Source organism: Bradyrhizobium sp. CSA207, assembly GCF_029051685.1.
Lineage (GTDB): Bacteria > Pseudomonadota > Alphaproteobacteria > Rhizobiales > Xanthobacteraceae > Bradyrhizobium.
The window spans coordinates 117547-141865 of the sequence record NZ_JAACFT010000003.1; the positions used below are offsets into that span (position 1 = coordinate 117547).

At 64.1% G+C, this 24319-nt stretch carries 22 protein-coding genes; 12 read left to right on the plus strand and 10 right to left on the minus strand.

The genetic code is table 11. From position 1 onward, the window contains the following. The first annotated feature begins 59 nt into the window (after positions 1-59). The 4 genes from GWG65_RS03890 to GWG65_RS03905 are packed head-to-tail and all read left to right on the plus strand — an operon-like array spanning position 60 to position 5232. Complete coding sequence (locus GWG65_RS03890) at positions 60-842, plus strand: hypothetical protein (RefSeq protein WP_275194058.1); 783 nt, start codon at positions 60-62, stop codon at positions 840-842. Beyond that, a complete protein-coding gene (locus GWG65_RS03895; protein ID WP_275194059.1) occupies positions 832-2481 on the plus strand; it encodes a hypothetical protein in 1650 nt (549 codons plus the stop codon). Before GWG65_RS03890 ends, GWG65_RS03895 begins: the two co-directional genes overlap by 11 nt. Before the next feature lies 1 nt (position 2482). Further along, positions 2483-3736, plus strand: coding sequence for a hypothetical protein (locus tag GWG65_RS03900; RefSeq protein WP_275194060.1), 1254 nt, complete (start codon positions 2483-2485; stop codon positions 3734-3736). Further along, positions 3733-5232, plus strand: a complete 1500-nt coding sequence (locus tag GWG65_RS03905; RefSeq protein WP_275194061.1) for an aspartate aminotransferase family protein — start codon at positions 3733-3735, stop codon at positions 5230-5232. The genes GWG65_RS03900 and GWG65_RS03905 overlap by 4 nt, the downstream gene beginning before the upstream one ends. A gap of 76 nt (positions 5233-5308) precedes the next feature. Here the strand turns inward: GWG65_RS03905 and flbT are convergent, their stop codons facing one another. Beyond that, complete coding sequence (gene flbT, locus GWG65_RS03910; RefSeq protein WP_275194062.1) at positions 5309-5746, minus strand: flagellar biosynthesis repressor FlbT; 438 nt, start codon at positions 5744-5746, stop codon at positions 5309-5311. Positions 5747-6070: 324 nt separating this feature from the next. Here flbT and GWG65_RS03915 point away from each other — a divergent pair, with 324 nt between their 5' ends. From GWG65_RS03915 to flaF, 4 genes are all read left to right on the plus strand, one after another. Next, positions 6071-8314, plus strand: a complete 2244-nt coding sequence (locus tag GWG65_RS03915) for a DUF1522 domain-containing protein (protein ID WP_275194063.1) — start codon at positions 6071-6073, stop codon at positions 8312-8314. 325 nt (positions 8315-8639) lie between these two features. After that, on the plus strand, positions 8640-10883 hold the full coding sequence (locus GWG65_RS03920) for a DUF1522 domain-containing protein (RefSeq protein ID WP_275194065.1): 2244 nt from the start codon (positions 8640-8642) through the stop codon (positions 10881-10883). Between the two features lie 246 nt (positions 10884-11129). Then, positions 11130-13370, plus strand: coding sequence for a DUF1522 domain-containing protein (locus GWG65_RS03925; RefSeq protein WP_275194066.1), 2241 nt, complete (start codon positions 11130-11132; stop codon positions 13368-13370). Positions 13371-13661: 291 nt separating this feature from the next. Next, the gene (gene flaF, locus GWG65_RS03930) at positions 13662-14030 is read left to right on the plus strand and encodes a flagellar biosynthesis regulator FlaF (RefSeq protein ID WP_275194067.1); all 369 of its coding nucleotides are present in this window, start codon (positions 13662-13664) and stop codon (positions 14028-14030) included. A 92-nt stretch (positions 14031-14122) separates the two neighbouring features. Here flaF and GWG65_RS03935 read toward each other — a convergent pair whose 3' ends face one another. The 4 genes from GWG65_RS03935 to GWG65_RS03950 all read right to left on the minus strand — a co-directional run bounded on the left by GWG65_RS03935 (position 14123) and on the right by GWG65_RS03950 (position 16641). Beyond that, complete coding sequence (locus GWG65_RS03935) at positions 14123-14482, minus strand: hypothetical protein (RefSeq protein WP_275194068.1); 360 nt, start codon at positions 14480-14482, stop codon at positions 14123-14125. Positions 14483-14641: 159 nt separating this feature from the next. After that, the gene (locus tag GWG65_RS03940; RefSeq protein WP_275194069.1) at positions 14642-15139 is read right to left on the minus strand and encodes a hypothetical protein; all 498 of its coding nucleotides are present in this window, start codon (positions 15137-15139) and stop codon (positions 14642-14644) included. A 12-nt stretch (positions 15140-15151) separates the two neighbouring features. Further along, positions 15152-15517, minus strand: a complete 366-nt coding sequence (flgJ, locus tag GWG65_RS03945; protein ID WP_275194071.1) for a flagellar assembly peptidoglycan hydrolase FlgJ — start codon at positions 15515-15517, stop codon at positions 15152-15154. Continuing rightward, positions 15517-16641 carry a flagellar basal body P-ring protein FlgI gene (locus GWG65_RS03950; protein WP_275194073.1) on the minus strand — a complete coding sequence of 375 codons (1125 nt, stop codon included), beginning with the start codon at positions 16639-16641 and terminating at the stop codon, positions 15517-15519. The genes flgJ and GWG65_RS03950 overlap by 1 nt, the downstream gene beginning before the upstream one ends. 270 nt (positions 16642-16911) lie before the next feature. Here GWG65_RS03950 and GWG65_RS03955 point away from each other — a divergent pair, with 270 nt between their 5' ends. Then, on the plus strand, positions 16912-17325 hold the full coding sequence (locus tag GWG65_RS03955) for a flagellar assembly protein FliX (RefSeq protein WP_275194074.1): 414 nt from the start codon (positions 16912-16914) through the stop codon (positions 17323-17325). A gap of 3 nt (positions 17326-17328) precedes the next feature. Here GWG65_RS03955 and GWG65_RS03960 read toward each other — a convergent pair whose 3' ends face one another. After that, on the minus strand, positions 17329-17700 hold the full coding sequence (locus GWG65_RS03960) for a helix-turn-helix domain-containing protein (protein ID WP_275194075.1): 372 nt from the start codon (positions 17698-17700) through the stop codon (positions 17329-17331). 154 nt (positions 17701-17854) lie between these two features. Between GWG65_RS03960 and GWG65_RS03965 the strand changes: the two genes are divergently transcribed. The 3 genes from GWG65_RS03965 (at position 17855) to GWG65_RS03975 (ending at position 20362) form a co-directional block, all read left to right on the plus strand. Beyond that, the gene (locus GWG65_RS03965; RefSeq protein ID WP_275194076.1) at positions 17855-18466 is read left to right on the plus strand and encodes an NAD(P)-dependent oxidoreductase; all 612 of its coding nucleotides are present in this window, start codon (positions 17855-17857) and stop codon (positions 18464-18466) included. 213 nt (positions 18467-18679) lie between these two features. Further along, complete coding sequence (gene dksA, locus GWG65_RS03970) at positions 18680-19045, plus strand: RNA polymerase-binding protein DksA (protein WP_085966600.1); 366 nt, start codon at positions 18680-18682, stop codon at positions 19043-19045. Between the two features lie 537 nt (positions 19046-19582). Further along, positions 19583-20362: a fumarylacetoacetate hydrolase family protein gene (locus GWG65_RS03975; protein ID WP_275194084.1), complete on the plus strand. Its 780-nt coding sequence runs from the start codon at positions 19583-19585 to the stop codon at positions 20360-20362. 304 nt (positions 20363-20666) lie between these two features. Here the strand turns inward: GWG65_RS03975 and flgH are convergent, their stop codons facing one another. The 4 genes from flgH to flgF are packed head-to-tail and all read right to left on the minus strand — an operon-like array spanning position 20667 to position 24121. Next, positions 20667-21431, minus strand: coding sequence for a flagellar basal body L-ring protein FlgH (gene flgH / locus GWG65_RS03980; protein WP_275194086.1), 765 nt, complete (start codon positions 21429-21431; stop codon positions 20667-20669). Between the two features lie 3 nt (positions 21432-21434). Then, on the minus strand, positions 21435-22544 hold the full coding sequence (flgA, locus tag GWG65_RS03985; RefSeq protein ID WP_275194087.1) for a flagellar basal body P-ring formation chaperone FlgA: 1110 nt from the start codon (positions 22542-22544) through the stop codon (positions 21435-21437). A gap of 10 nt (positions 22545-22554) precedes the next feature. Next, positions 22555-23343, minus strand: a complete 789-nt coding sequence (gene flgG / locus GWG65_RS03990) for a flagellar basal-body rod protein FlgG (protein WP_148742065.1) — start codon at positions 23341-23343, stop codon at positions 22555-22557. Between the two features lie 16 nt (positions 23344-23359). After that, positions 23360-24121 (minus strand): flagellar basal-body rod protein FlgF, encoded by a 762-nt coding sequence (flgF, locus tag GWG65_RS03995; protein WP_275194088.1) that lies wholly within the window; start codon positions 24119-24121, stop codon positions 23360-23362. Positions 24122-24319: the final 198 nt, after the last annotated feature.

Here is a 24319-nt window from a genome sequence, read left to right on the forward strand (position 1 = left end):
GCGGCGTTAACCATGCCTGTTTACCTCTTGGTGAGGATTTGAGCGGGGCGGAGCCGTCGATGTCGGACAGGATGCAACTGGTGGTCGCGACGCCGTGCTTTGGCGGGCAGGTGTCGAGCATCTATGCAAGCTCGATCTTCGCACTCCAGCGCGCCGTGCATGGCATGTCCAATCTCGAACTGAAGGTGCTGCTGCGCGACGGCGACGCGCTGATCACGCGCGCGCGGGCCAATCTGGTCGCGATGTTCCTGGACGATCCCAAGGCGACGCATTTCCTGTTCATCGACGCCGACATCGGCTTCAAGCCGGAGCAGGTGTTCCGGCTGATCGAATGCGGGGCCGACGTCGTCGCCGGCTGCTATCCGATCAAGCGCGTCAACTGGGACAAGGCGAAGCGGGCGATCCAGGCGGGCAGGGACGATGTGCCGGCGGCCTCGCTCGACTACGTGCTCGAGATCGACGATCCCGACCGCATCGTGGTGGTCAACGGTTTTACGCGCGTACGTTATGCCGGCACCGGGTTCCTGATGATCCGGCGCCACGTGCTGGAGGCGATGTGCCGCCATCCGAACCACGCCGCTCTTCAGTTCTTCCGCGAGCATTCGCACGACTCGCTGGCGGCGAGCCAGAACCGGTTCGCGCTGTTCGAATGCATGATAGATCCGGTGACCGGCACTTATCTTTCCGAGGACTTCGCCTTCTGCAAGCGCTGGACCGACATCGGCGGCGAGATCTGGGCCGACATCCAGAGCTCGCTCGATCACGTCGGGCCGTCGGTCTTCCACGGCGACATCGCCTCGCAATTCGCGCCGACGCCCGCTGCGGCGGCCGATGCGGCGTGAGCGTTCCGGGATGAGCGCCAGCGCATCCCGTCCGTCAGACCCGGAGCGGGCGTCCAACGGCGGCTCGCGCTACCGCTTGCGCGATCTCTTCACACCGCTCGATACGCTGCTCGTCTGCGGTGGAGATCCGCGGCTGGCGCTCGATCCGACAGACCGCGTCAACGTCTATGGTTGTACGCCCTCGCCGGAGCCAGAGATCTGGAATTTCGCCTCCTCGACCGCGGCATCGATCTCGCAGGCCGCTTATGACCGCGCTGCGCTGGCGCGCGAAGAACTCATGCACAAATGTCTTTTCGACGAGGTCGAAGTCGCCTTCGATGCGCGTTGCGAGGACGTGCGCGGCGAATTGCGCGGCCACCTCCAACTCTCGCCGCGGGTGGACATCGTATTCTCGCCGTCCGGCACGGACTCCCAGCTCCACGCCCTGTTCCTGGCACGTGCGGTGCTCGGCGTGCCGCCGGTGACCATCGTGGTCGGCACCGACCAGACCGGTAGCGGGACGGCGTACACCGCGCGCGGTCGCCATTTCAGCGCGATGACAGCGGGCGGCTTTGCCGTGCGCAAGGACGGTGCGGTGGCGGGCCTCGCCGGCGACAGCATCGCGGTGCCGCTGCTCGACACCGCGTCCGACATTGCGATGCGTCCGGATGCGGATGCCGCAGTGCTGCGCGCGGTCGAGGTCACGATCGCGCAGGGCGCGTCCGTGCTGCTTCAGATCATGGATTCGTCAAAGCTCGGCTGGCGAGCGCCGAGCGCGGCCTGCCTCGACGAGATCGCGCGGCGTTGGCCCGGCAAGGTTCAGGTCGTCGTCGATGCCTGCCAGGCCCGGCTCGGGCGCCGGCGGCTGCGCTCCTACCTCGACCGCGGCTACATGGTGTTGATCACCGGCTCGAAATTCTTCGGCGGGCCAGCCTTCAGCGGCGCTCTGCTGGTGCCGAAAGGTCTTTCGCGGTTGATCGACCGGGCCGGTGGCATCGCGCCGGGATTGCTCGACTATGCCGGCCGCAGCGACTGGCCGCAGGCGTGGATCACCTTGCGCTCGCATTTCGAGCGCCGGCCCAATTTCGGCCAATGGCTGCGCTGGGAGGCGGCGCTCACCGAGATCGGCAGCTACTATGCCGTGCCGGGCGCCTTCCGTGCCAAGGCACTGGCCGAACTTGCTGCGGGCATCGACTGCATGATCGCGCTGTCGCCGTCGCTCCAGGCCGTTCCGTCCGCGCATGCGAAGGCCGGTGTGGACGACGAGGAATTCGCCCAAGCGACGATCTTTCCGTTCACGCTGCTGCGAGACGGCAGACCGGTCTCGAATGCCGAGACCAGCGCCGTTCATCGCGCGCTGGCGGCCGACATGAACGGCGAGATCAGCGGCAGTGCTGCTGACCGCCAGATTGCCGCGCAGCGCTGCCTGATCGGCCAGCCGGTTCGGCTGGAGCGGCCGGACGGCGCGTCGCAGGCCGTGCTGCGGCTCTGTCTCGGCGCACGGCTGGTGACGGAGGCCTGGTCGGCTGATGCCGCGCAGGCGCAACGCAATGTGCAGCACATCCTCGATCGTATCGCCCACGTCCTGGTGAAGATCGAGCTGCTGCTTGGCCGTGCGAGTGGTGCGGCCGTACCGAAAAAGTCCGCGTTCGAGGTGTGAGATGCAGCATCCAGTTTCTACGCCGATCGGTGTGACCGCGCCGGACTATGCCGACCGCATCGGCTTTGCGCAGTTGACGCGCCGCGCCTTCGAAGGTGTCGATCTGCACCCGTTGCGCGACCAGCTCGTCACGCGGATCGCGGCGGGGACGGCACTGGCGGGCGAAGGCCTCGATCTGTCGCTGATTACCCAGCTTCTCGGCGACAAGGCGCAGGGGCTTGCGATCCAGTCGGAGGTGCTCACCTTCCATCAATTGTTTCGTACACCCTGCACAGGGCCGAAACCCGGCTTGCGTGTGCTCGCGCTTGCGGCTGACATCGACATGGGCGGCAACACGCCGATCGAATTCCTGCTCGAAGGCTCCGACATCGAGCTGTTGACGCTTTATGTGGTCAAAGGCGTCGGCTTGCCGGAGAAATTGCCCGATCACGACGTTGCCATCGTGGTCGCATCCGATTCCGAGGAATGCCGCGAGGCGCTCGCGCTGATCGAAAAGGCCGCACCGCACTGGCCGCGGCCGCTGCTCAATCGCCCCGATCTCATCGGCAACCTCGATCGCGACAAGCTGTATCGGCTGCTGAAGGGCGTGTCCGGTCTCGATATTCCGGCGACGGTCCATGCGACGCGCGCGCAATTATCGAACCTGTCCGCGGGGCGGATCGCGTGCGAGGACATCGCGGGCGAATTGCACTTTCCAATGATCGCGCGGCCGCGCGGCTCGCATGCCGGCGTCGGGCTCGGAAAGCTCGACGACGCGTCGGCGCTCGCCGCCTATCTTGCCGAGCGGGAAGAGCAGGACTTCTTCGTTGCGCGTTTCGTCGATTATGCGAGCCCTGACGGGCTCTACCGCAAATATCGTCTCGCAATGGTCGACGGCAAGCCTTACGCCTGCCATATGGCGATCGCCGATCGCTGGGACATCTGGTATCTCAACGCCTACATGGCGTTCAGCGAGGAGAAGCGTGCTGAAGAAGCTATCTTCATGCTCGACTTCGATCACGCGTTCGCGGCGCGTCACCGCAGCGCGCTCGACGAGATGTGCAGGCGCGTTGGCCTCGATTATTTCATCGTCGATTGTGCCGAGAACCAGGATCGCGAGCTTCTGGTGTTCGAGGCCGACAATACCGCCGTCGTGCACAACATGGATTCGCCGGTCGTGTTTCCGTACAAGCCGCCGCAGATGCGCAAGATCTTTGCCGCGTTCGCGGCGATGCTGTCGCGGCACGCGAAAGCGAACGAGGGGCGCGCCACATGAACGAGATCGTCCGCAACACGCAACCGGCCGTCACCCATGCCTCGCTCGATCCGCAGGACTGGAACGAGGTTCGCGCGCTCGCCCATCGCATGCTGGACGAGACCATCGACAGCATTGCCAATGTTCGCGCGCGGCCGGTCTGGCAGCCGATACCCGAGGATGTTCGCGCGGCGTTCAGGACTGACGTTCCGCGCGGGCCAACCGGCCTTGCGGACGTCTATCGCGAATTCTCGGAGAGCGTCGCGCCTTATGCGACCGGCAATGTCCATCCCGGCTTCATGGGCTGGGTGCATGGCGGCGGCACCACGGTCGGCATGCTCGCGGAGATGCTGGCAGCGGGACTCAACGCCAATCTCGGCGGGCGCGACCACATGCCGATCGAGGTCGAACGCCAGATCGTCGACTGGATGCGTCGCCTGTTCGAGTTTCCGGAGGGCGCGAGCGGCATCTTCGTCACGGGCACATCGATGGCCAATCTGATGGCCGTGCTGGTGGCACGCACCAGCGCACTCGGCGCGCTGGCACGGCAGCACGGCATCGGCAACGACGGCGCGCTGCTCACGGCCTATACCTCGCAAGCCGCGCATGGCTGCATCTCCCGGGCGATTGATATCGCCGGGCTCGGCACCGATGCGCTGCGCAAGATCAGGGTTGATGCCGATCATCGCATCGACGTCGCCGCCCTGCGCACACAGATCGCGATCGATCGCGAGGTCGGCTTCAAGCCGTTCCTGGTGGTTGCATCCGCCGGCACGGTCGATATCGGCGCGATCGATGATCTCAAATCGCTGGCGCAGCTGTGCCACGAGGAGGGAATCTGGTTTCACGTCGACGGTGCTTTCGGCGCGCTCGCGATTCTCTCGCCCGAGCTTGCGCCATTGCTCGGCGGCATCGAGCTTGCGGATTCCATCGCGCTCGATTTCCACAAATGGGGGCAGGTGCCCTACGACGCGGGCTTCCTGCTGGTCCGCGACGGCGAGCAGCACCGACAGGCGTTTGCGCAACCGGCGGCCTATCTGCAGCGCGAGGCGAGGGGGCTTGCGGCCGGCGCGGTCTGGCCCTGCGATCTCGGCCCCGATCTGTCGCGCGGCTTCCGCGCGCTGAAAACCTGGTTCACGCTGAAGACGTTCGGCACCGAACGGCTCGGTGCAGTGATCGCGCGAAGCTGTGCGCTGGCAAAATATCTGGAGACGCGGGTTCTTGCCGAGCCGCGGCTGGAATTATTGGCTCCGGTCAATCTCAACATCGTCTGCTTCCGCTACCGTGCCGCCGATGAGATCAATCGCGAGATCGTCGCCGACATCCAGGAGTCCGGCATTGCGGCGCCGTCGAGCACGATGCTGGACGGCACATTCGCGATCCGTGCCGCGATCGTCAATCATCGCACGGACGAGGGAGACATCGATGCGCTGGTGTCGGCGGTCCTGGAGTTTGGCGCGCGGCGAACCGGCGATGGTCTGATCGAGGTCGAGGCGCCGCCGCTCGCGGCGCCGTGAGATCAATGCCGACTGAAATGAAAAACGCCCCGGACCAGGTCCGGGGCGTTTTTCGTTTGGATGCGCGGAAGCCTGCTCAGGCGGCCGAGCTGACGTCGCCCTTGACGTCGCTTTTGGGATGCGTGGCCTCGTATTGATCCCGGAGTTTGTCTTCATAAGCGATCAGCTTGCGGGCGTCCTTGAGGGCCCTGTACAGATCGCCGCTCATGATGTGGTTGTTGATGTCCTCGATGATCGGCCAGGCGCTCGGCACGGCGGTGACGATGTCACGCACCAGGTTGAAATAGGTGCCGTGCTGGCTCTGCGGATCCGGCGAGATGTACATCAGCTGCACCGCGAGATAGACGAGCTTGGCCGGGGTGTCGGCGGTTTCGGGCGTGAGGATGTCGCGCTCGCGCAGGATCGGCACGTTGTCGCCGTCGATCAGAAGGCGGGCGCGCTGATCGGTGTTGGTGATCACGCAGTTGCCGACAATGATGCGTTCGTGTGGTCTGAGTTCGACCTTGAGAGCCATGCCTGTTCTCCATCTGCCGCGTTGTAACGAGCCTCGCGCGTGCCCTGTCAATGATGGCTGCCGGCCCTGATTTGGGTCCAATCCTTGCTGAATGTGGTTAACGGGTTGTAAACGCCGGCCGTCATCGCGGAAACGTGAGCGATTTCAAAGCGCTGATTTCTTGCGCAGTCCGGACTTGGGCCTCCAGGGGGGCCCTCGGAGGCCCGGCGCAGACAAACCCGGGGTTTCATTTCACGGATTGTTAGAGGCTTGGACGCACGTTGCGCCCCGTCGTTTGATCAATCTTGGTCAGACAGGACGCGTAGCTACCAGAAAGGTAACAGTATGTCCGGTATCGTTCTCTCCTCCTCGGTTCGCCAGAACCTGCTCTCTCTCCAGTCCACCGCCGACCTGCTCGCCACCACCCAGTCCCGTTTGTCGACTGGCAAGAAGGTGAACTCGGCGCTCGACAACCCCACCAACTTCTTCACGGCGCAGTCGCTCGACAACCGCGCCAGCGACATCAACAATCTGCTCGATGGCATCGCCAACGGCGTGCAGGTGCTCCAGGCCGCCAACACCGGCATCACCTCGCTGCAGAAGCTGCTCGACTCGGCCAAGTCGATCGCCAACCAGGCGCTGCAGACCACGGTCGGTTACTCGACCAAGTCCAACGTCTCGACCACCATCGCGGGTGCGACCTCGACCGACCTGCGCGGCACCACGACCTACACCAGCGCGACCGCGCTCTCCAACGTGCTGTTCTCCGGCGCGGCTGGTGGCGTCACGGCAGCGACCTCGACGACCACGCTGGGCGCGTCGGCCGTGGCCAGCTATACGGGCACCGCGATCAACGCGGCGACCACGGCGGCCAGCCTCCTGAACGGCACGGCTGCTGTCAGTGACGCCAACGCCGGCGTTGTCGCGGGTGACACTTTCACTGTCAACGGCAAGACCATCACCTTTGCTTCGGGTGACGCGCCGGGTACGGCACCGACTGGATTCACCAAGGTCGCTGCGTCGGCCGGCGTGACCACCGGCAACGTCTATACGGATGCGAGCGGCAATTCGCTCGTCTATCTTGGTTCTACGACGAAGGCCTCGGTCGGTGACGTGCTGACCGCGATTGACGTCGCCAGCGGTGTGCAGAGCAACGTCGCCGGTACTTTGACGCTGAACACCAGCCAGACCGCCTCGACCGTCAACGGCAGCGGTGCGCTGCTCCTCGAGAGCTCGACCGGTGCGGATCTGAGCGTTTCGGGCAAGGCCGACATCCTCAAGGCTCTCGGGCTGACCACCGCGACCGGTACCGGTAGTGCCACTGTCACTGCGGCTCGCGTCACTGCATCGGGCAGCCTCGGCTCGTTCGTGCAGGATGGATCGACCCTGAACGTCAACGGCAAGACCATCACCTTCCAGAACGGTGGAACCCCCGCTGCGGCGCAGGTTGCGAGTGGCTCGGGCGTGAGCGGCAACGTTGTGACCGACGGCAGCGGCAACTCGACGGTCTATCTCAACAAGGGTACGATTGCCGACGTGCTGAAGGCGATCGATCTCGCCACCGGCGTGCAGACCGCATCCAACTCCGGCGGTACGGCGACCCTGAGCACCGCAACCGGTCAGACCAACTCCTCGCTGGTCGCCGGTTCGCTGCATATCTCCACCGGCGCCAACGCGGATCTGTCGATCACCGGCACCGGCAATGCGCTGTCCTCGCTCGGCCTGACCGGTTCGACCGGCACCGGCACCGCCTTCACCGCGAGCCGTTCTGCGGCGTCGGGCGGCGTCTCGGGCAAGACCTTGACCTTCTCCTCCTTCAACGGCGGCACGGCGGTCAACGTCACCTTCGGCGACGGCACTGGTGGCACGGTCAAGACGCTCGATCAGCTCAATACGGCGCTTCAGGCCAACAACCTGAGCGCCACGATCGACGCCAACGGCCTGCTCACGGTCTCGGCGACCAACGACTACGCCTCCTCGACCATCGGTTCGGCTGTCGCGGGTGGCACCATCGGCGGCACGATCACATCGGCTCTGAGCTGGTCGAACGCCACGGCGCCCGTCGCTGACGCAGTTGCCCAGGCCACCCGTACCAACCTGGTGTCCCAGTACAACAACATCCTGACACAGATCGACACGACCTCGCTGGATGCTTCGTTCAACGGTGTCAACCTGCTCAACGGCGACCAGCTCAAGCTGGTTTTCGACGAGACCGGCAAGTCGAACCTGAACATCACCGGCGTGACCTTCAACTCGAAGGGTCTGGGTCTGGCCGGCCTGGTGCAGGGCACCGACTTCATCGACAACGCCGCGACCAACAAGGTGCTGACCAGCCTGAACTCGGCCTCGAGCACCCTGCGGTCGGAAGCCTCGACCCTGGGTTCGAACCTCTCCATCGTGCAGATCCGCCAGGACTTCAACAAGAACCTGATCAACGTGCTGCAGACCGGCTCGTCCAACCTGACGCTGGCCGACACCAACGAGGAAGCGGCCAACAGCCAGGCGCTGTCGACCCGCCAGTCGATCGCGGTGTCCGCGCTGTCGCTGGCCAACCAGTCGCAGCAGAGCGTGCTCCAGCTGCTCCGCTAATAGCGGCTGACATCGCAATCAAGTCATGGCGGCGGGGCTTCGGCCCCGCCGCTTTCTTTTTGCGCAGAGCGATCGCGAAGGGGCCTGATCGCTCCTGGAAAAGTAACCGTTGGTTATGGTTAACGGGACGCAAACGCCACAAAATATCAAGGGATTTCAAGCGGATCATTATTGGGGCAAACGTGCTGGCGCCGCCTTATGGTGAACCAGCGCTTACGGTTGCCGAGCGGGTTTCACCCTTTGTTAGCCATGTCCGCGCAGGCTGTGCGCGTCACTCGATCCGAAACGGTCGAACGAAGACGCGTAAACCAGAAGGGTAAGAGTTATGTCCGGTATCGTTCTCTCTGCGTCGGTTCGTCAGAACCTGCTCTCTCTCCAGTCCACCGCCGACCTGCTCGCCACCACCCAGTCCCGTTTGTCGACTGGCAAGAAGGTGAACTCGGCGCTCGACAACCCCACCAACTTCTTCACGGCACAGTCGCTCGACAACCGCGCGAGCGACATCAACAACCTGCTCGACGGCATCGCCAACGGCGTGCAGGTGCTCCAGGCCGCCAACACCGGCATCACCTCGCTGTCGAAGCTGCTCGACAGCGCGAAGTCGATCGCCAACCAGGCGCTGCAGACCACGGTCGGCTACTCGACCAAGTCGAACGTCTCGACCACGATCGCGGGCGCAACCTCGTCCGACCTGCGCGGCACCACGACCTATTCCAGCGCGACCGCGCTTTCCAACGTGCTGTTCTCCGGCACAGCTGGTGGCGTCACGGCAGCGATCTCGACGACCACGCTGGGCGCATCGGCCGTGGCCACCTATACGGGCACCGCGATCAACGCGGCGACCACGGCGGCCAGCCTCCTGAACGGCACGGCTGCTGTCAGTGACGCCAACGCCGGCGTTGTCGCGGGTGACACCTTCACTGTCAACGGCAAGACCATCACCTTTGCTTCGGGTGACGCGCCGGGTACGGCACCGACTGGATTCACCAAGGTCGCTGCGTCGGCCGGCGTGACCACCGGCAACGTCTATACGGATGCGAGCGGCAATTCGCTCGTCTATCTTGGTTCTACGACGAAGGCCTCGGTCGGTGACGTGCTGACCGCGATTGACGTCGCCAGCGGTGTGCAGAGCAACGTCGCCGGTACTTTGACGCTGAACACCAGCCAGACCGCCTCGACCGTCAACGGCAGCGGTGCGCTGCTCCTCGAGAGCTCGACCGGTGCGGATCTGAGCGTTTCGGGCAAGGCCGACATCCTCAAGGCTCTGGGGCTGACCACGGCGACCGGTACCGGTAGTGCCACTGTCACTGCGGCTCGCGTCACTGCATCGGGCAGCCTCGGCTCGTTCGTGCAGGATGGATCGACCCTGAACGTCAACGGCAAGACCATCACCTTCCAGAACGGTGGAACCCCCGCTGCGGCGCAGGTTGCGAGTGGCTCGGGCGTGAGCGGCAACGTTGTGACCGACGGCAGCGGCAACTCGACGGTCTATCTCAACAAGGGTACGATTGCCGACGTGCTGAAGGCGATCGATCTCGCCACCGGCGTGCAGACCGCATCCAACTCCGGCGGTACGGCGACCCTGAGCACCGCAACCGGTCAGACCAACTCCTCGCTGGTCGCCGGTTCGCTGCATATCTCCACCGGCGCCAATGCGGATCTGTCGATCACCGGCTCGGGCAATGCGCTGTCCTCGCTCGGCCTGACCGGTTCGACCGGCACCGGGACCGCCTTCACCGCGAGCCGCACGCCCGCGTCAGGTAGTATCTCGGGCAAGACCTTGACCTTCTCCTCCTTCAACGGCGGCACGGCGGTCAACGTCACCATCGGCGACGGCACCAATGGCACGGTCAAGACGCTCGATCAGCTCAATACGGCGCTTCAGGCCAACAACCTTGCGGCCACGATCGATGCCAACGGCCTGCTCACGATCTCGACGACCAACGAGTATGCTTCCTCGACAATCGGCTCGGCAGTCGCAGGCGGCGTGATCGGCGGCACGATCACCTCGGCCCTGAGCTGGACGAATGCGACGACGCCGACTGTTGATCCCGTGGCGCAGGCCACCCGCTCCAACCTGGTGTCCCAGTACAACAACATCCTGGCGCAGATCGACACCACGTCGGTCGACGCGTCCTTCAACGGCGTCAACCTGCTCAACGGTGATCAGCTCAAGCTCGTCTTCGACGAGACGGCCAAGTCGACCCTGAATATTACCGGCGTGACCTTCAACTCGAAGGGTCTCGGCCTCGCCGGCCTGGTTCAGGGCAGCGACTTCATCGATAACGCCGCGACCAACAAGGTGCTCGTCAGCCTGAACTCGGCCTCGAGCACCCTGCGGTCGGAAGCCTCGACCCTGGGTTCGAACCTCTCGGTCGTGCAGATCCGTCAGGACTTCAACAAGAACCTGATCAACGTGCTGCAGACCGGCTCGTCCAACCTGACGCTGGCCGACACCAACGAAGAAGCGGCCAACAGCCAGGCGCTGTCGACCCGCCAATCGATCGCCGTCTCCGCCCTATCGCTGGCCAACCAGTCGCAGCAGAGCGTGCTTCAGCTGCTCCGCTAACAAACGACGGAAATCATAAGGTAAATATGGCGGCGGGGCCTCGGCGGCCCCGCCGCTTTTTTGCGTGTGCGGGAACCGCGCAGAGTCCGCGGTCCAAGCCGGGAAGACGCGCTAACCCGGCATTAACCGTATCCCTTAAACCGCCGTTAACCATACTTTAAAGGACAGCCCCTAAAACTGGACAAAAGCCCGCTTTCCAGATCGGCGAGCCCCGATTCGTACCCGGTTCAAGAGGAAGACCAGCCAATGTCCAACATCGTTCTCTCGGCGTCGGTTCGCCAGAACCTGTTGTCGCTGCAGTCGACGGCCGACCTGCTGGCCACGACACAGCAGCGCCTCTCGACCGGCAAGAAGGTCAACACGGCGCTCGACAACCCCACCAACTTCTTCACCGCACAGGGGCTGGACAACCGGGCGAGCGATATCAGCAACCTGCTCGACGGCATCAACAACGGCGTGCAGGTGCTCCAGGCCGCCAACACCGGCATCACCTCGCTGCAAAAGCTGATCGACAGCGCCAAATCGATCGCGAACCAGGCGCTCCAGACCACGGTCGGCTATTCGACCAAGTCGAACATCACGACCACGATCCCCGGCGCAACGCCTGCCGATCTTCGCGGCACCACGAGCTACACGTACGCAACTGCAACCGGTAATGTCATCACCAACGGTACTGCTGGTGGTACGACTCCGATCACCGGCGCGACCACGCTCGGTGGCATCTCGCAGCCACTGGCAGGATTTGCTGCTCCCGACGGTGCCGGTACGGCAAATAGCCTTGCGGCGGGCCTCACCTTGCTCGGCACGCCCAGTGCCACCACCATCGCGGCGAACGGCGCGCCGTCAGACGGCGATGTGATGATCGTCGACGGCAAGACCATCACGTTCAGGGCCGGCGCTGCGCCTGCGGTGGCCAGCGTTCCCGCCGGTTCCGGCAGGAACAACAACGTCGTCACCGACGGCAATGGCAATTCGACCGTTTACCTCGGGACAAATGCCATCCCGGCCGCGACCGTCCAGGACGTGATGGATGCGATCGATCTCGCGAGTGGCGTGCAAAAGGCCGCTATCACAGGCGGCACCGCGACGTTGTCGAGCTCGTCAGGCACCAACGCAGCCATCGCCGGCGGTGTTCTGACCCTCACCACCGGAACGGGCGCCGATCTCAGCGTCACCGGCAAGGCCGACTTCCTCAAGGCGCTCGGTCTGACGACCGCGACCGGCTCTGGCAACGTCAGTGTTACCAAGGCGCGGCTGACGACCTCGGCGACGCTGGGCACGCTTGTTGACGACGGCTCCACGCTGAACGTTGACGGCAAGACGGTGTCGTTCAAGAACGCGGCGGTTCCTGCTGCCGCTCCGACGGGGTCCACCAAGATCGGCAACATCGTGACGGACAACAATGGCAACTCCGTCGTCTATCTCCAGGGCGCAAGCGTTCAGGATTCACTGAATGCGATCGACCTGGCCTCGGGCGCCGGCATCGTCAGCGGCGGTGCCGTGGTTGCGGCGAGCGGTTCGTCGCTTTCTTCGGTCGTCAACGGAGCTCTCAAGCTCAGCACCGGCACCACGGCGGATTTGTCGATCACCGGCACGGGCAACGCGCTGTCCGCGTTCGGCCTGACCGGTCCGACCGGCACCGGCACGGCCTTTACTGCTGGTCGCGCGCCCGGAGCGGGCAGCATCTCGGGCAAGACCCTGACCTTTACCTCGTTCAACGGCGGCACGCCGGTCAACGTGACCTTTGGTGATGGTACCAACGGCACCGTCAAGACGCTCGATCAACTGAACTCTCAGCTGCAGGCGAACCATCTGACCGCGACGATCGACGCCAACGGCGTGCTCACGATCACCACCGTCAACGAGTATGCCTCCTCGACGCTCGGCTCGGTGACTGCCGGGGGCGCGGTCGGCGGCACGATCACGGGTGTGATCGCTTTCACGACCGCCCAGCCGCCGATCCAGGATCCGGTCGCGCAGACGGCGCGCTCAAACCTGGTCAACCAGTTCAACAACATTTTGGCGCAGATCGACACGACTTCGCAGGATGCTTCCTTCAACGGCGTGAACCTGCTTAATGGCGATACGCTGAAGCTGATCTTCAACGAGACCGGCAGCTCGACACTCGGCATCAACGGCGTGGTCTTCAACGCGGCGGGCCTCGGTCTCAGCAACCTCGTCAACGGTATCGACTTCATCGACAATGGCGCCACCAACAGGGTGCTGACCAGCCTGAACGCCGCCTCGAGCACGCTGCGCTCGGAAGGTTCTGCGCTCGGTTCGAACCTCTCGATCGTGCAGGTGCGTCAGGATTTCTCGAAGAACCTGATCAACGTGCTGCAGACGGGCTCGTCCAACCTGACGCTGGCCGACACCAACGAGGAAGCGGCCAACAGCCAGGCGCTCTCGACCCGCCAGTCGATCGCGGTCTCGGCGCTGTCGCTCGCCAACCAGTCGCAGCAGAGCGTGCTGCAGCTGCTGCGCTAATCCCGAGCTTGAGAATCTCCGCATCCGAAATCGCGGCGAGGCCAGGGCCTCGCCGTTCCTTTTGAGCGAGATTGCTAAGACAAGATTAGCCGAAATCAGCGCATGATAGACGCGATCGTTTACAGCGCACGCACGCGCATCTAGCTTGGGCTTGAGGAAGAATCCGCGGCCCGTAATTGTCCGGAGTGCTTCCACTCTCTCACGTAAGCAAATCTTAAGCGGTGCTGCCTAGGGTTGGGAACAAATCCTTAAGCGCGTTCAACGGGCTAGGTAACCTCCAAGGTGTGATTGATGTCGAATTCCGCTGCCTCGGCTTACGCGCGTGTTGCCACGACCACAGCATCTCCTCGCGACGTCGAGGCGCAGACCCTGCTCAAGGCAGCGAACAAGCTTCAGGATGCGATCAACAACGCCGATCCGCTCAGCGAGCAGACGATGCAGGCCCTGATGTTCAATCGCAAGCTCTGGACCATCTTCCTCAGCGAAGCGATGCGCGATAACAATCCGCAGCCGATCGACGTCCGGCAGAAGATCGCCAACATCAGCGTGTTCGTGCTGAGCCAGACCGCCGCGCTGCAGATGAGCCCGCAGTTCGATCACTTCCGCCCGTTGATCGAGATCAACCGCAATATCGCTGCTGGTCTTTCCGGCCGGCCGTGACCGACACCCGCAAAGCCCAGAACGTCGTCACAGATCCCGCGACCGGCTCGACGTATCTCGACACCGCCGTCGCGACGCTCGATGCGTGATCGTCAGGCGCTGAGGTCCGTATTGAGCGGACGCGAGGGCTCGGACTTCAGATCAAGTGCATGGAAATAGGCTCGCCGGCGCAGCATCGCTTCGTCGGGGAATTGATTGACCACCGCCTCGGTCCTCTCGTTGACGACCTGGAAGACGAAGGATGCAGCCGCCTGGTCGAACACGACCTGGCGCGAGACGTTTTCGTTGCTGTGCAGATCGTTGCGCACAGCCGCGCTGGTATCGCTTGCGGCGACCGTCTGGCTCACCGGCAAATCGGTCTGTACGGCCTCATTCGCCGCCGCGTTCGACGTCGTTACGATCTGCACGGGGGCCGGTATCCCCACCGGCCTGATGCTGAAATCTGTACTCATGGCAGCCTCCTGGTTGCCTAACGTGAGTCAAATCCCAACCCCTCTCAATACGCAACCATGGAACACCAGGTTTGAAGACCCGGTTAGCGAACGTACCTAATTGCGCGACGATATCGCCGCGTGAATTTTCGTAAAATTGCAGGTGGTTTTCGCGCCCGCTCAGAGCGAGCGGCTGACCGCGAGCGGCGTGATATGGCGCGGGCCCGGGGTCGCGCGGCGCCCCGCCGCCGTATAGGTGTTCGGCACGTTGCGCTTCTGGATCTCGGCATTGACGCCGCGCACGACGCTCTCGGAGACCGCGTGGGCGGTGGCGAGCACGGTGAGATTGACCTGGAGCATGGCGCGGAAGGCGTCGTGGTGGCGATGCAGCGTCGAGAGCAGCTCGGGCGCGGATTTCGCCAGCTGGGCCTGGTTCGCCTTGAGCTGACTGACGGCCCCGACATAGTTTCGCGACAGCTCCTGCTTCTTGCTTTCGAGTGTCATCGCCTCGCGGACCTTGCCGGCGCGGACGAGCTCGGTCTCATGCTCGATCAGGCCGAGCAGGGCGTTCATCGCATCCATCAGGCCTTCGGCAAGCTTGCGCGCCTCGGCGCTGCCGGGCGTGCTGTTCGGGCGCTGCCCGGGCATCGGCTGACGAGAGGCGTTGAAGTGGTTCATGTCGAGGGGACCTTATGCCGTGCGGATGGTTTTCGCCTGCTGCAGGATGAGGGTGCGGTAGACTTCGGTGGCGACGCCGACGCCGCCGGCCTTGGCGAAGTTCTTGGAATATTGCTCGGTCAGCATCGAGCGCCACACGCCGGTGCCCGGCGTGTCGCCGAAGGGGCCTTCGCCCTTCAGGCCCGAGGTCATCTGCGAGAACATGCTGTTGAGGAACATGGCCTCGAAATCGGTGGCGGTCTTCTGCGCCTTGGTCTGCTGCTGCGGCGAGACCTTTTGCAGCGCGGCGGCGAGCTCGAAATCGGGCCGACCGTTGCGGCTCTCCACGGAGAACGCAGAGGAGACGACGTGCGCGGTGTTGATCATGCCCGTCTGCATCACATCACCTCGATGTCGGCTTCGATCGCGCCCGCCGCCTTGATGGCTTGGAGGATGCTGATGAGGTCGCGCGGGCCGATGCCGAGGCCGTTGAGACCGTCGACGAGCTGCTGGAGCGAGACGCCGTCCTTGACGACGGCGAACTTCTTGCCGTCCTCGGTGACGGTGACGCCGGTTCGTGGCGTTACCACGGTCCGCCCTCGCGACAGCGGGTTGGGCTGGCTCACCTGCGGGCTCTCGGAGATGGTGACAGTGAGGTTGCCTTGCGCGACCGCGACGGTGGCGACGCGGACGTCGCGGCCCATCACGATGATGCCCGAGCGCTCGTCGATGATGATCTTGGCGGCGAGATCGGGATCGACCTGGAGCTGCTCGATCTCGGTGAGGAAGGCGACCACGTTGCCCTTGAACTCCGGCGGGATCGAAAGCTGTACGGTCGAGGGGTCGATCGGCTCGGCGGTCTTGACCCCGAGATAGTCGTTGACGGCCGCCGCGATGCGCTTGGCGGTGGTGAAGTCGGCGTTGCGCAGCGCAAGGCGTACGTTCGGCAGGCGATTGAGTGCGAACTCGATCTCGCGTTCGATGATGGCGCCGTTCGCGATACGCCCCACGGTCGGCACTCCGCGCACGATTTTCGCCGCTTCGCCCTCGGCCTGGAAGCCGGAGATTGCGAGCGAGCCCTGGGCTACCGCATAGACGTTGCCGTCGGCGCCGAGGAGGGGGGTAACGAGCAGGGTGCCGCCCTGGAGGTTCTTGGCGTCGCCGAGCGCCGAGACGGTGACGTCCATGCGCGTGCCTTGCGTCGCGAAGGCCGGCAGATTGCCGGTCACCATCACGGCGGCGACGTTGCCGGTGCGGATGGTGGCGCCGCGGATGTTGACGCCCATGCGCTCGAGCATCGCCTGCAGCGACTGCTTGGTGAAGGGAATGTTGTTGAGGGTGTCGCCGGTGCCGTTGAGGCCGACAACGAGGCCGTAGCCGATGAGCTGGTTCTGCCGGACGCCTTCGATATTGGCGAGGTCCTTGATGCGTGAGGTCGCATTGACGGACGCGGCCGAGAGCGCCAGCGCTGACAGCGCGGCGCAGGCCACCCCGAAAAATCTCACCCAACGAACGCCTGGCATCCTCTGCTCCCCGAGGCTCCTCAAATCTCGGACCTGTTCGACACTCCCATGACGAGCTGGTCCGACGCTTTCCTTGCGAGCGTTGTGCCAACGTCGGATAATGGGGTTAGGCGGTTGAATAGGTTGAATAAATCTGTTTCGACCGGTGTCAGCGGATGTTCGCCCTGAGGAGCGAAACTGCCGCCTGGCGGCAGTTTTTGCCGGGCTGTTTACGCATCATTAACCATAAAGCGGCGAAGCTTGCGGCCATCGACCACCCGGATTGCTTCGATGCGCATCTACGGACCGAACGGCACCACGCTCGGAACGCCGGCCAGCCAGGCCAGGCGGACGGGCTCCGGTACCTTCGTGCTGCCCGACACCTCGTCGGCGCAGGAGACGCGGGCGACCGCAGCGCCAAAGGCCACAGCCAATATCGACGCGCTGCTCGCGATGCAGGGCGTCGAGGAAGATCCGGTCGAGCGTCGCAAGCGCTCGGTCGCCCGCGGCAAGACCGCGCTCGACGTGCTCGACGATCTCAAGATGGGGCTTCTTGCCGGTAATCTCGACGCTTCGACCGTGATGCGGCTGCGCGATGCCGCCGCGAACCTGAAATCGTCCTCAGGCGATTCCGGCCTCGATGCCGTGCTCTCCGAGATCGAGCTGCGTGTCGAGGTCGAGCTGGCGAAGGCCGGGCAGGCGTAGCGCTTACGCCGCTTCCTCTTTCAGCTGTGAATCGTAGCGTCGCTGGGCGGCGAGCACGTCTTTCAGATTCTGTTCGGCCCAGTCGCGCAAGGGATCGACGGCAGCGGCGAGGGTCACACCGAGCTGCGTGATCGAATACTCCACTGTCACCGGCACGGTCGCGATGGCGCGGCGCTTGATCAGGCCATCGCGTTCGAGCGATTTGAGAACCTGGCTCAGCATTTTCTGCGAGATGCCTTCAATCGTGCGACGCAACCGGTTGAAGCGCATCGGCTCCTCCCGCAGCAGCAGCAGGATCAGCACCGCCCATTTGTCGCCGACGCGGTCGAGGATCTGGCGCGTCGGGCAATCGGCGGCATAGACGTCGGGCTTCATTGCTCGTTCCTCGCGATCCGTTTCGATTTGGCCTGCTGGTCGCGCTTACCGGTTACTCCCGCGTAATCAGGTAAGCACAAAGTGCTCTCTTAACACCAGCATTCCTTGCGATATCTAGTAACCACTAGTTACCACAGAAGCAAAGGAGCCTTCCATGAAAATCGCAGTTGCCGGCGCCTCGGGCCGGGCCGGGTCCGAAATTACCAAGGAACTGTCCCGCCGCGGCCATAGCGTCACCGCGATCGCGCGGAATCCCGAGAAGATTGCGGCGCTGCCGAACGTCAGGCCGACCAAGGGCGACGTGCTCGATCAGGCTGGTCTGAGCAAGCTGTGGGCCGGGCACGACGTTGCCGTGAGTTCCGTGCACTTCCTCGCCAGCGATCCACACAAACTGGTCGGCGCGGCCAAGGACTCGAAGGTGGGGCGCTACCTCGTCGTCGGCGGAGCCGGCAGTCTGGAGGTCGCTCCTGGCGTCAAGCTGGTCACAACTCCCGGTTTTCCGGCCCAATACAAGGCTGAGGCTGAGGCGGGTTCCGCCTTCCTCGATCTGTTGCGGCAGGAAAAGGACCTGAACTGGACCTTCATCTCGCCGTCGGCCCTGTTCATCGAGGGCGAACGGACGGCTAAGTTCCGGCTCGGGACGGATCAGCTTCTCGCAGATGCGAACGGCAAAAGCTGGATCACCTTCGCCGACTACGCCATCGCGCTCGCCGACGAGATCGAGCGTCCCGCCCACCTCAGGCAGCGCTTCACGGTCGGCTACTGAGTCTCGGCCGTCCCCGGGCCCTTGCGGATAAACCTTCCTGTGCAAGGGCTTGGGGGCGGGCCCCCAGATAGGAGGGAAATATTGTCTGTCACAGGACGCCGCTATATAAGCCCGGCTCAACGCACTCCGTTCCGTGTGCGAGTCGTTGCTTAGACAGATAGGCCGCCCTTGGAAAAGTTGAAAAATTACCGACCAACCGAAAAAGAGCCTTTCATGAACGACAGGCAGAAGGAGTACTTCCGTTTGAAGCTCCTGGCCTGGAAGGATGAGATCCTCAAAGAGTCCAAGCTCACCCTGCAAGCGTTGCAGGAGGAGAACGTGAACCACCCCGATCTCGCCGATCGGGCTTCGTCCGAAACCGACCGTGCCATCGAGCTCCGCGCCCGCGACCGCCAGCGCAAATTGATCGCCAAGATCGACGCCGCGCTCCAGCGCATCGAGGACAACACCTATGGCTATTGCGAGGAAACCGGCGAGCCTATCTCGTTGAAGCGGCTCGAGGCCCGGCCCATCGCGACGCTCTCGGTGGAGGCGCAGGAGCGCCACGAGAAGCGCGAGAAGGTCTATCGCGACGAATAAAGTCCGAGCCGCAGAGTTGCGGCTCTTTGTTTTTGTGGACGCAAAGCGCCGCCTCGCGCCGCGGTTGGCGTTGTGTGCTGTTTTTCAGCCGTCCGCCCCAAGCCCGCCGCCGCAATCGCGAAAACTGAATCGCGATCAATGGGCTAGACTCAACTCCTCCGAGCTCACGTGAGTTCAGATGAGAAACAGCATTCACCTCAAGTGCGAGAAGTTTTGCGAGTCGCATCAACGGGATCGACTCGAATGTTGAGGCGCCGGGCGAGCAACATCAAGCATCGCTGCACTCACGCGTTTCGCGTCATCTGCAGCAATGCTGCAGGATGAGCACCCCTCCATAAAGCCTCGCGCAACTCAAATTTTTCCTTAAACGCCGGCACGAGGCGGCAACTGTTCCGCGACGGGGTTGGCCTGCTCTTGCGGGTGGTCCGGCCTGGCTTGGTCGAGGCGGGACGCTGTACGGCCGCGCCCATGCTTGTCAGGCGGGGGCGGGGATGCTCCACTGCCACGCATGATCGCGTAGCGTGGGAGGCGGCGCCGATGGACAAAATTCTCCAAGCCGCAAAGGCGATCGCGCTCGCGCGCCGCAATCACGCGCCGCTCGCGGCGCTGGAGCGTCCTCCCGCCGACGAAGCCGAGGGCTATCAAGTCCAGCGTGCGCTCCACGATCTCCTGCTGCCGCATCTCGGGCCGCTGGTCGGCTACAAGATCGGCTGCACCAGCCAGGTGATGCAGGACTATATCGGCATCCCGCATCCCTGCGGCGGCGGGGTGTTCCAGAAGGGCGTGCATGAGAGCGGGGTGAAGCTCGCCGCCTCCGACTATGTCCGCGTCGGCGTCGAATGCGAAATCGCGGTCCGGCTGAAGCGCGACCTCGCGCCCGGCGAGGCGCCGTTCACGGCCGAATGGGTCGGCGAAGCCGTCGATGCCTATCATCCCGCGATCGAGATCGTCGACGACCGCTATGTGAAGTGGGAGACGATGGGCGCGCCCACGCTGATCGCGGACGATTTCTTCGCCGCCGGCTGCGTGCTGGGGCCGTCGGTTCCGCGCTCGTCCGTGCCGGACCTGAAGACAGTCAAGGGCCGCGCCATCGTGGGCGGCGAAGAGGTCAGCCACGGCACCGGCGCCGACGTGCTCGGCCACCCCCACAACGCCCTCGCCTGGCTCGCCAACCATCTCGCCGCCGAAGGCAAGGGGCTGCATGCGGGCCAGCTTGTGTTGACGGGCAGCCTCGTCAAGACGCTGTGGCTGAAGGCGGGCGACAAGGTGCGGATGGAGCTGGACGGGCTGGGGACGGTGGAGGCGGAGTTTACGTGATGGTGCAGCGGCACTCTCCATAGTCATTATAGTCATTCCCCGCGAAGGCGGGGAATCCAGTACGCCGCGTCACATGGATGCAACCACGGATGTCTCAGAGTACTGGATCGTCCGCCTTCGCGGACGATGACACTGGAGCGCGTGGCTAGGCTCGCGCTCATCATTATTCGTGGTCGCGGACCAATCGGCCAAATCGCTACCGCAAAATACATGCGGCCCTCGCCAGGGGAGCTAGCGAGGGCCGCGTCGTACATCGTCGTTCGCGCCTAGGTTCGCGAACACGATGTGGGAGCTTGGGAGAAGGCTAGAAGGGCAGCAGCACGTCCATGACTTGCTGGCCGTAGCGCGGCTGTTGCACGTCCATGATCTGGCCGCGGCCGCCATAGGCGATGCGGGCCTGGGCGATCTTGGTGGAATCGATGGTGTTGTCGCTCTGGATGTCCTCGGGGCGGACGATGCCGGCGACCACGAGCTCGCGGATCTCGTAATTGACGCGGATCTCCTGTTTGCCTTCGACCACGAGGTTGCCATTCGGCAGCACTTGCGTCACGACCGCGGCGACGTTGGTCTGCAAAGCTTCCTTGCGCTCGACGCTGCCTTTGCCCTCGCTGGATGCGGTGGAGTCGGCAGTCAGGATGCGGCCGGGCAAGATCTTGTTGGCCTGGGTGATCGTCTTGGCGCCGAGGAAGTCGCTGATCCCGGAATTTTCCGAGTTGGTGCGGCTGCGCTGGGTGTCGTTCTCGATGTTGGCCTTGTCGGTGATGTTGACGGCCACCGTCAGGAGGTCCCCGACCTGGTGGGCGCGTTGATCCTTGAAGAACGCGCGGCTGCCGCTGCGCCACAGCGAATTCGGATTGTAGGAGGCGACTTCCGGCTTCGGCATCGGCATCTGCACCGGCTTGTAGCCGGGCTGCGTCGTCGGATTGTCGATCGCCGACAGTTTCGGCTGCTCGCCGATCTGCGACAAGCGGTCGATCGAGGAGCAGCCGCTCGCGAGCGCACAGGTTGCGAGCAGCAAACCGGCGAGCGCGAGGCGACGAAGACGGGAAGCCGAACTGAAAGCGGACATGACTTACTCTGACTTGGCTTGAGCTTGCAGGAATTGAGCTGGCGGGATCTGGGTTTGCGAGATTTTGGTCTGCGAGGCCGGAGCAGGGGCAGCCGCGGCCGGCGTTTCGCGCTGGAGCGACGAGGTCTGCTCGACCGCAGGGGCCATCGGCACGGACTGGCTGGCGCCCTGGACCGTGACCTGGCCGCGGCCGGTGACGACGCCGGACAGCGTGCGCTTGGTCTGGATGTTGAGCACGCTGACGATGTCGCCTTCGGCTCCGCTCTCGACCGCCTTGCCGCGCGTGGTGAGGTAGAGGCCGGGCACCTGGTAAATGATGGTGACGTTCTGGTCGCGCTGCACGAATTCGGGCCGTGCCATGTCGGCAACCCGGATCGGCGTGCCCGCCCGCATCGGCCGGCGGAGCTGCATGCCAACCGCGCGGTCGCGCGAGGCGGGCTCGCCCGTAACCTCTGCTTTCGGCCGGCGCTCCAGAGCGACGTCGGAGGATTTCAGCATCTCGGTGCGCTCGATGTCCCGCGTCAGCACGGCGACCTCTACGGTCTCGATCGCGGTGCCAGTGAAGCGCAGCTTGGTCGGCGCCGGGTTGTTGTCGTTGCTGATCTCGAAGGTCAGGTCGAAACGGCCGCTGCGTGCGTCGTAACGCGTCGCGACCGGCTGGAGCGCGCCGCTGTTGGAGGCATCCAGCCGCATCTCGGAGATGCCGCGGTCGAGGGTGATGGTGATGTTGGCGGCATCGCCGAGGCCGAAGCGGCGCTCCAGCGCCGAGGCGACCGCGTTTTCGAGGTCCTTGTTGCCGAGCGTGCGGGCGAGGCGGGTGACCGCGACCTCCTTGATGTCGCCGGTCATTACGCCGATCACCTGCTTGGCCCGCAGCACGCTCAGGACCTGCGCGACCGGCAGCGCGCCGGTGGTGCCGAGATCGGGCGAGCGGTACACCGGGATCAGCGCGGCCGAGCCCGCATTGTCGATGAGATCGCCGACCCGCACCAGGTCGGAGGTGACGGTGACGCTGGCACGCAGCGTCGGCGCGGCAATGCCGTCGTCGGCGGCCTGCGCCGGCAGCGCCAACGCGACGAGGGCAGAGATGGTGGCGAGCGTGGTGCGGATCATCGTCATCACCTCAGCGGAACAGCGCCGTGGTCGATTGCATCATCTGGTCGGCGGCGCTGATGACTTTGGCGTTCATCTCGTAGGCGCGCTGGGCCGCGATCAGGTCACTCATCTCCGAGACGACGTCGACATTGGCCTGCTCCAGGCTGCCCTGCGTGAGCTTGCCGTAGCCTTCGGCGTTCGCGGTGCCGTCCTGCGGCGGGCCGGAGGAGGGCGTCTCGGTGAACTGGTTGTTGCCGACGGGCTGAAGGCCCGCCTTGTTGATGAAACGGGTCACGCCGATCTGGCCCTGGACGGCCGAGGTCGACGAACCCGGCAGGGTCACCGAGACCTGGCCCTGCTCGTTGACGGTGAGGCCGGAGGCGTTGTTCGGGATGGTGATGGTCGGCTGTACCGGGTTGCCCTGCGCGGTGACGATGCGGCCCTGATTGTCCATCTGGAAGGTGCCGTCGCGGGTGTACTGGAAGGTGCCGTCGGGCATCAGGATCTTGAAGAAGCCTTCGCCTGAGATCGCGAGGTCGAGATCGTTGCCAGTCTGCGACAGCGTGCCCTGCGTCATGCTGCGCGGCGTGCCGACGGTCTTGACGCCGCCGCCGATGTCGACGCCGACAGGCACGATGGTGCCTTGGTCCGAGGCCTGGGCGCCGACGCGGCGGACGTGCTCGTAGATCAGGTCCTGGAACGCCGCCGTCTGCTTCTTGAAGCCGGTGGTGCGCAGGTTGGCGATGTTATTGGAGATCACCTGAACGTTGAGTTCCTGTGCCGCCATTCCGGTCGCTGCGGTATGAAGCGCCTGCATGTCAGTTCTCCCTTAATCAGGCCGGAACGTCGGCGAGCTTCTCGATCGCCGACTTGTGCATGTCGCTCTGCTGCTGGAGCAGGCTGGCGATGGAGGTGTAGCTGCGCATCACCTCCACCATGCGGCTCATCTCGCCGACCGAGTTCACGTTCGACTTCTCGATGTAGCCCTGGCGCACGTTCGACCTGGCGTCGGCCTGCGGGGTCGCGGAGCCGACGTCATAGAGATTGGCGCCGAGCTTGGTCAGCCTGGCCGGATCGTCGAACGAGGCCATGCGGATCTTGCCGCGGATCGAGTCGGTCTTTGCCGTGCCCTCGAGCACGGTGACGGTGCCGTCGGGTGCGACGTTGATGTCGTGATCGGTCGGTTGGAAGGTGATCGGGCCGCCGGTGCCGAGCACGAGGTTGCCGTCGGAGGTGACGAGCTGGCCGGTGCTGTTGAGCGAGAACTTGCCATCGCGGGTGTAGCGCTCGCCGCCATTGGCCTGCACAGCGAAAAAGGCGTTACCGTCGATGGCCATGTCGAGCGGATTATTGGTCGGCTCCATCGGCCCCTGGCCGACGTCGCGGAAGGTGCCACGGTCCTGCACATAGGACACGCGGCGGTCGGAGCCGACGAAATTGTCCTCGCGTGCGTTCGAGTTGAGATACTCCTCGAACAGAGAATGGTCGGCCTTGAAGCCGTTGGTGTTGGCATTGGCGACGTTGTTGGCGATGACATCCATCTGCCGTTCCAACGTCATCTGCCGTGACAAGCCGATCAGAAGCGCGTTCTGCATCGGATCAATCTCCCCTGAGTGGGGCCCGCCGCGTCGCTCTCCCAAGCGTCTTGGCCAACCCCGTGAACGAGACCGTCAGGTTCTCCCAAACCGTTGGGTCTCGCTCCCTTCTGAGCGAAAGCCGTGCCAACTCGGAAAATATCGTTATTACAAATACTTGGCTGTTTATCGCGGGCGCCGAGGGGCGGCAGAAAGGGT

Bases quoted from the DNA above. Each gene is read 5' to 3' on its own strand.
- GWG65_RS03950 (WP_275194073.1), bottom strand. From the start codon at position 16,641: ATGCCAGGCGTTCGTTGGGTGAGATTTTTCGGGGTGGCCTGCGCCGCG.
- flgG (WP_148742065.1), bottom strand. From the start codon at position 23,343: ATGCAGGCGCTTCATACCGCAGCGACCGGAATGGCGGCACAGGAACTC.
- GWG65_RS03935 (WP_275194068.1), bottom strand. From the start codon at position 14,482: ATGAGTACAGATTTCAGCATCAGGCCGGTGGGGATACCGGCCCCCGTG.
- dksA (WP_085966600.1), top strand. From the start codon at position 18,680: ATGAACGACAGGCAGAAGGAGTACTTCCGTTTGAAGCTCCTGGCCTGG.
- GWG65_RS03905 (WP_275194061.1), top strand. From the start codon at position 3,733: ATGAACGAGATCGTCCGCAACACGCAACCGGCCGTCACCCATGCCTCG.
- GWG65_RS03900 (WP_275194060.1), top strand. From the start codon at position 2,483: ATGCAGCATCCAGTTTCTACGCCGATCGGTGTGACCGCGCCGGACTAT.
- GWG65_RS03960 (WP_275194075.1), bottom strand. From the start codon at position 17,700: ATGAAGCCCGACGTCTATGCCGCCGATTGCCCGACGCGCCAGATCCTC.
- GWG65_RS03895 (WP_275194059.1), top strand. From the start codon at position 832: ATGCGGCGTGAGCGTTCCGGGATGAGCGCCAGCGCATCCCGTCCGTCA.
- flgJ (WP_275194071.1), bottom strand. From the start codon at position 15,517: ATGCAGACGGGCATGATCAACACCGCGCACGTCGTCTCCTCTGCGTTC.
- GWG65_RS03955 (WP_275194074.1), top strand. From the start codon at position 16,912: ATGCGCATCTACGGACCGAACGGCACCACGCTCGGAACGCCGGCCAGC.
- GWG65_RS03975 (WP_275194084.1), top strand. From the start codon at position 19,583: ATGGACAAAATTCTCCAAGCCGCAAAGGCGATCGCGCTCGCGCGCCGC.
- flaF (WP_275194067.1), top strand. From the start codon at position 13,662: ATGTCGAATTCCGCTGCCTCGGCTTACGCGCGTGTTGCCACGACCACA.
- flgF (WP_275194088.1), bottom strand. From the start codon at position 24,121: ATGCAGAACGCGCTTCTGATCGGCTTGTCACGGCAGATGACGTTGGAA.
- GWG65_RS03940 (WP_275194069.1), bottom strand. From the start codon at position 15,139: ATGAACCACTTCAACGCCTCTCGTCAGCCGATGCCCGGGCAGCGCCCG.
- GWG65_RS03965 (WP_275194076.1), top strand. From the start codon at position 17,855: ATGAAAATCGCAGTTGCCGGCGCCTCGGGCCGGGCCGGGTCCGAAATT.
- flgA (WP_275194087.1), bottom strand. From the start codon at position 22,544: ATGATCCGCACCACGCTCGCCACCATCTCTGCCCTCGTCGCGTTGGCG.
- GWG65_RS03920 (WP_275194065.1), top strand. From the start codon at position 8,640: ATGTCCGGTATCGTTCTCTCTGCGTCGGTTCGTCAGAACCTGCTCTCT.
- GWG65_RS03915 (WP_275194063.1), top strand. From the start codon at position 6,071: ATGTCCGGTATCGTTCTCTCCTCCTCGGTTCGCCAGAACCTGCTCTCT.
- GWG65_RS03890 (WP_275194058.1), top strand. From the start codon at position 60: ATGTCGGACAGGATGCAACTGGTGGTCGCGACGCCGTGCTTTGGCGGG.
- flgH (WP_275194086.1), bottom strand. From the start codon at position 21,431: ATGTCCGCTTTCAGTTCGGCTTCCCGTCTTCGTCGCCTCGCGCTCGCC.
- GWG65_RS03925 (WP_275194066.1), top strand. From the start codon at position 11,130: ATGTCCAACATCGTTCTCTCGGCGTCGGTTCGCCAGAACCTGTTGTCG.
- flbT (WP_275194062.1), bottom strand. From the start codon at position 5,746: ATGGCTCTCAAGGTCGAACTCAGACCACACGAACGCATCATTGTCGGC.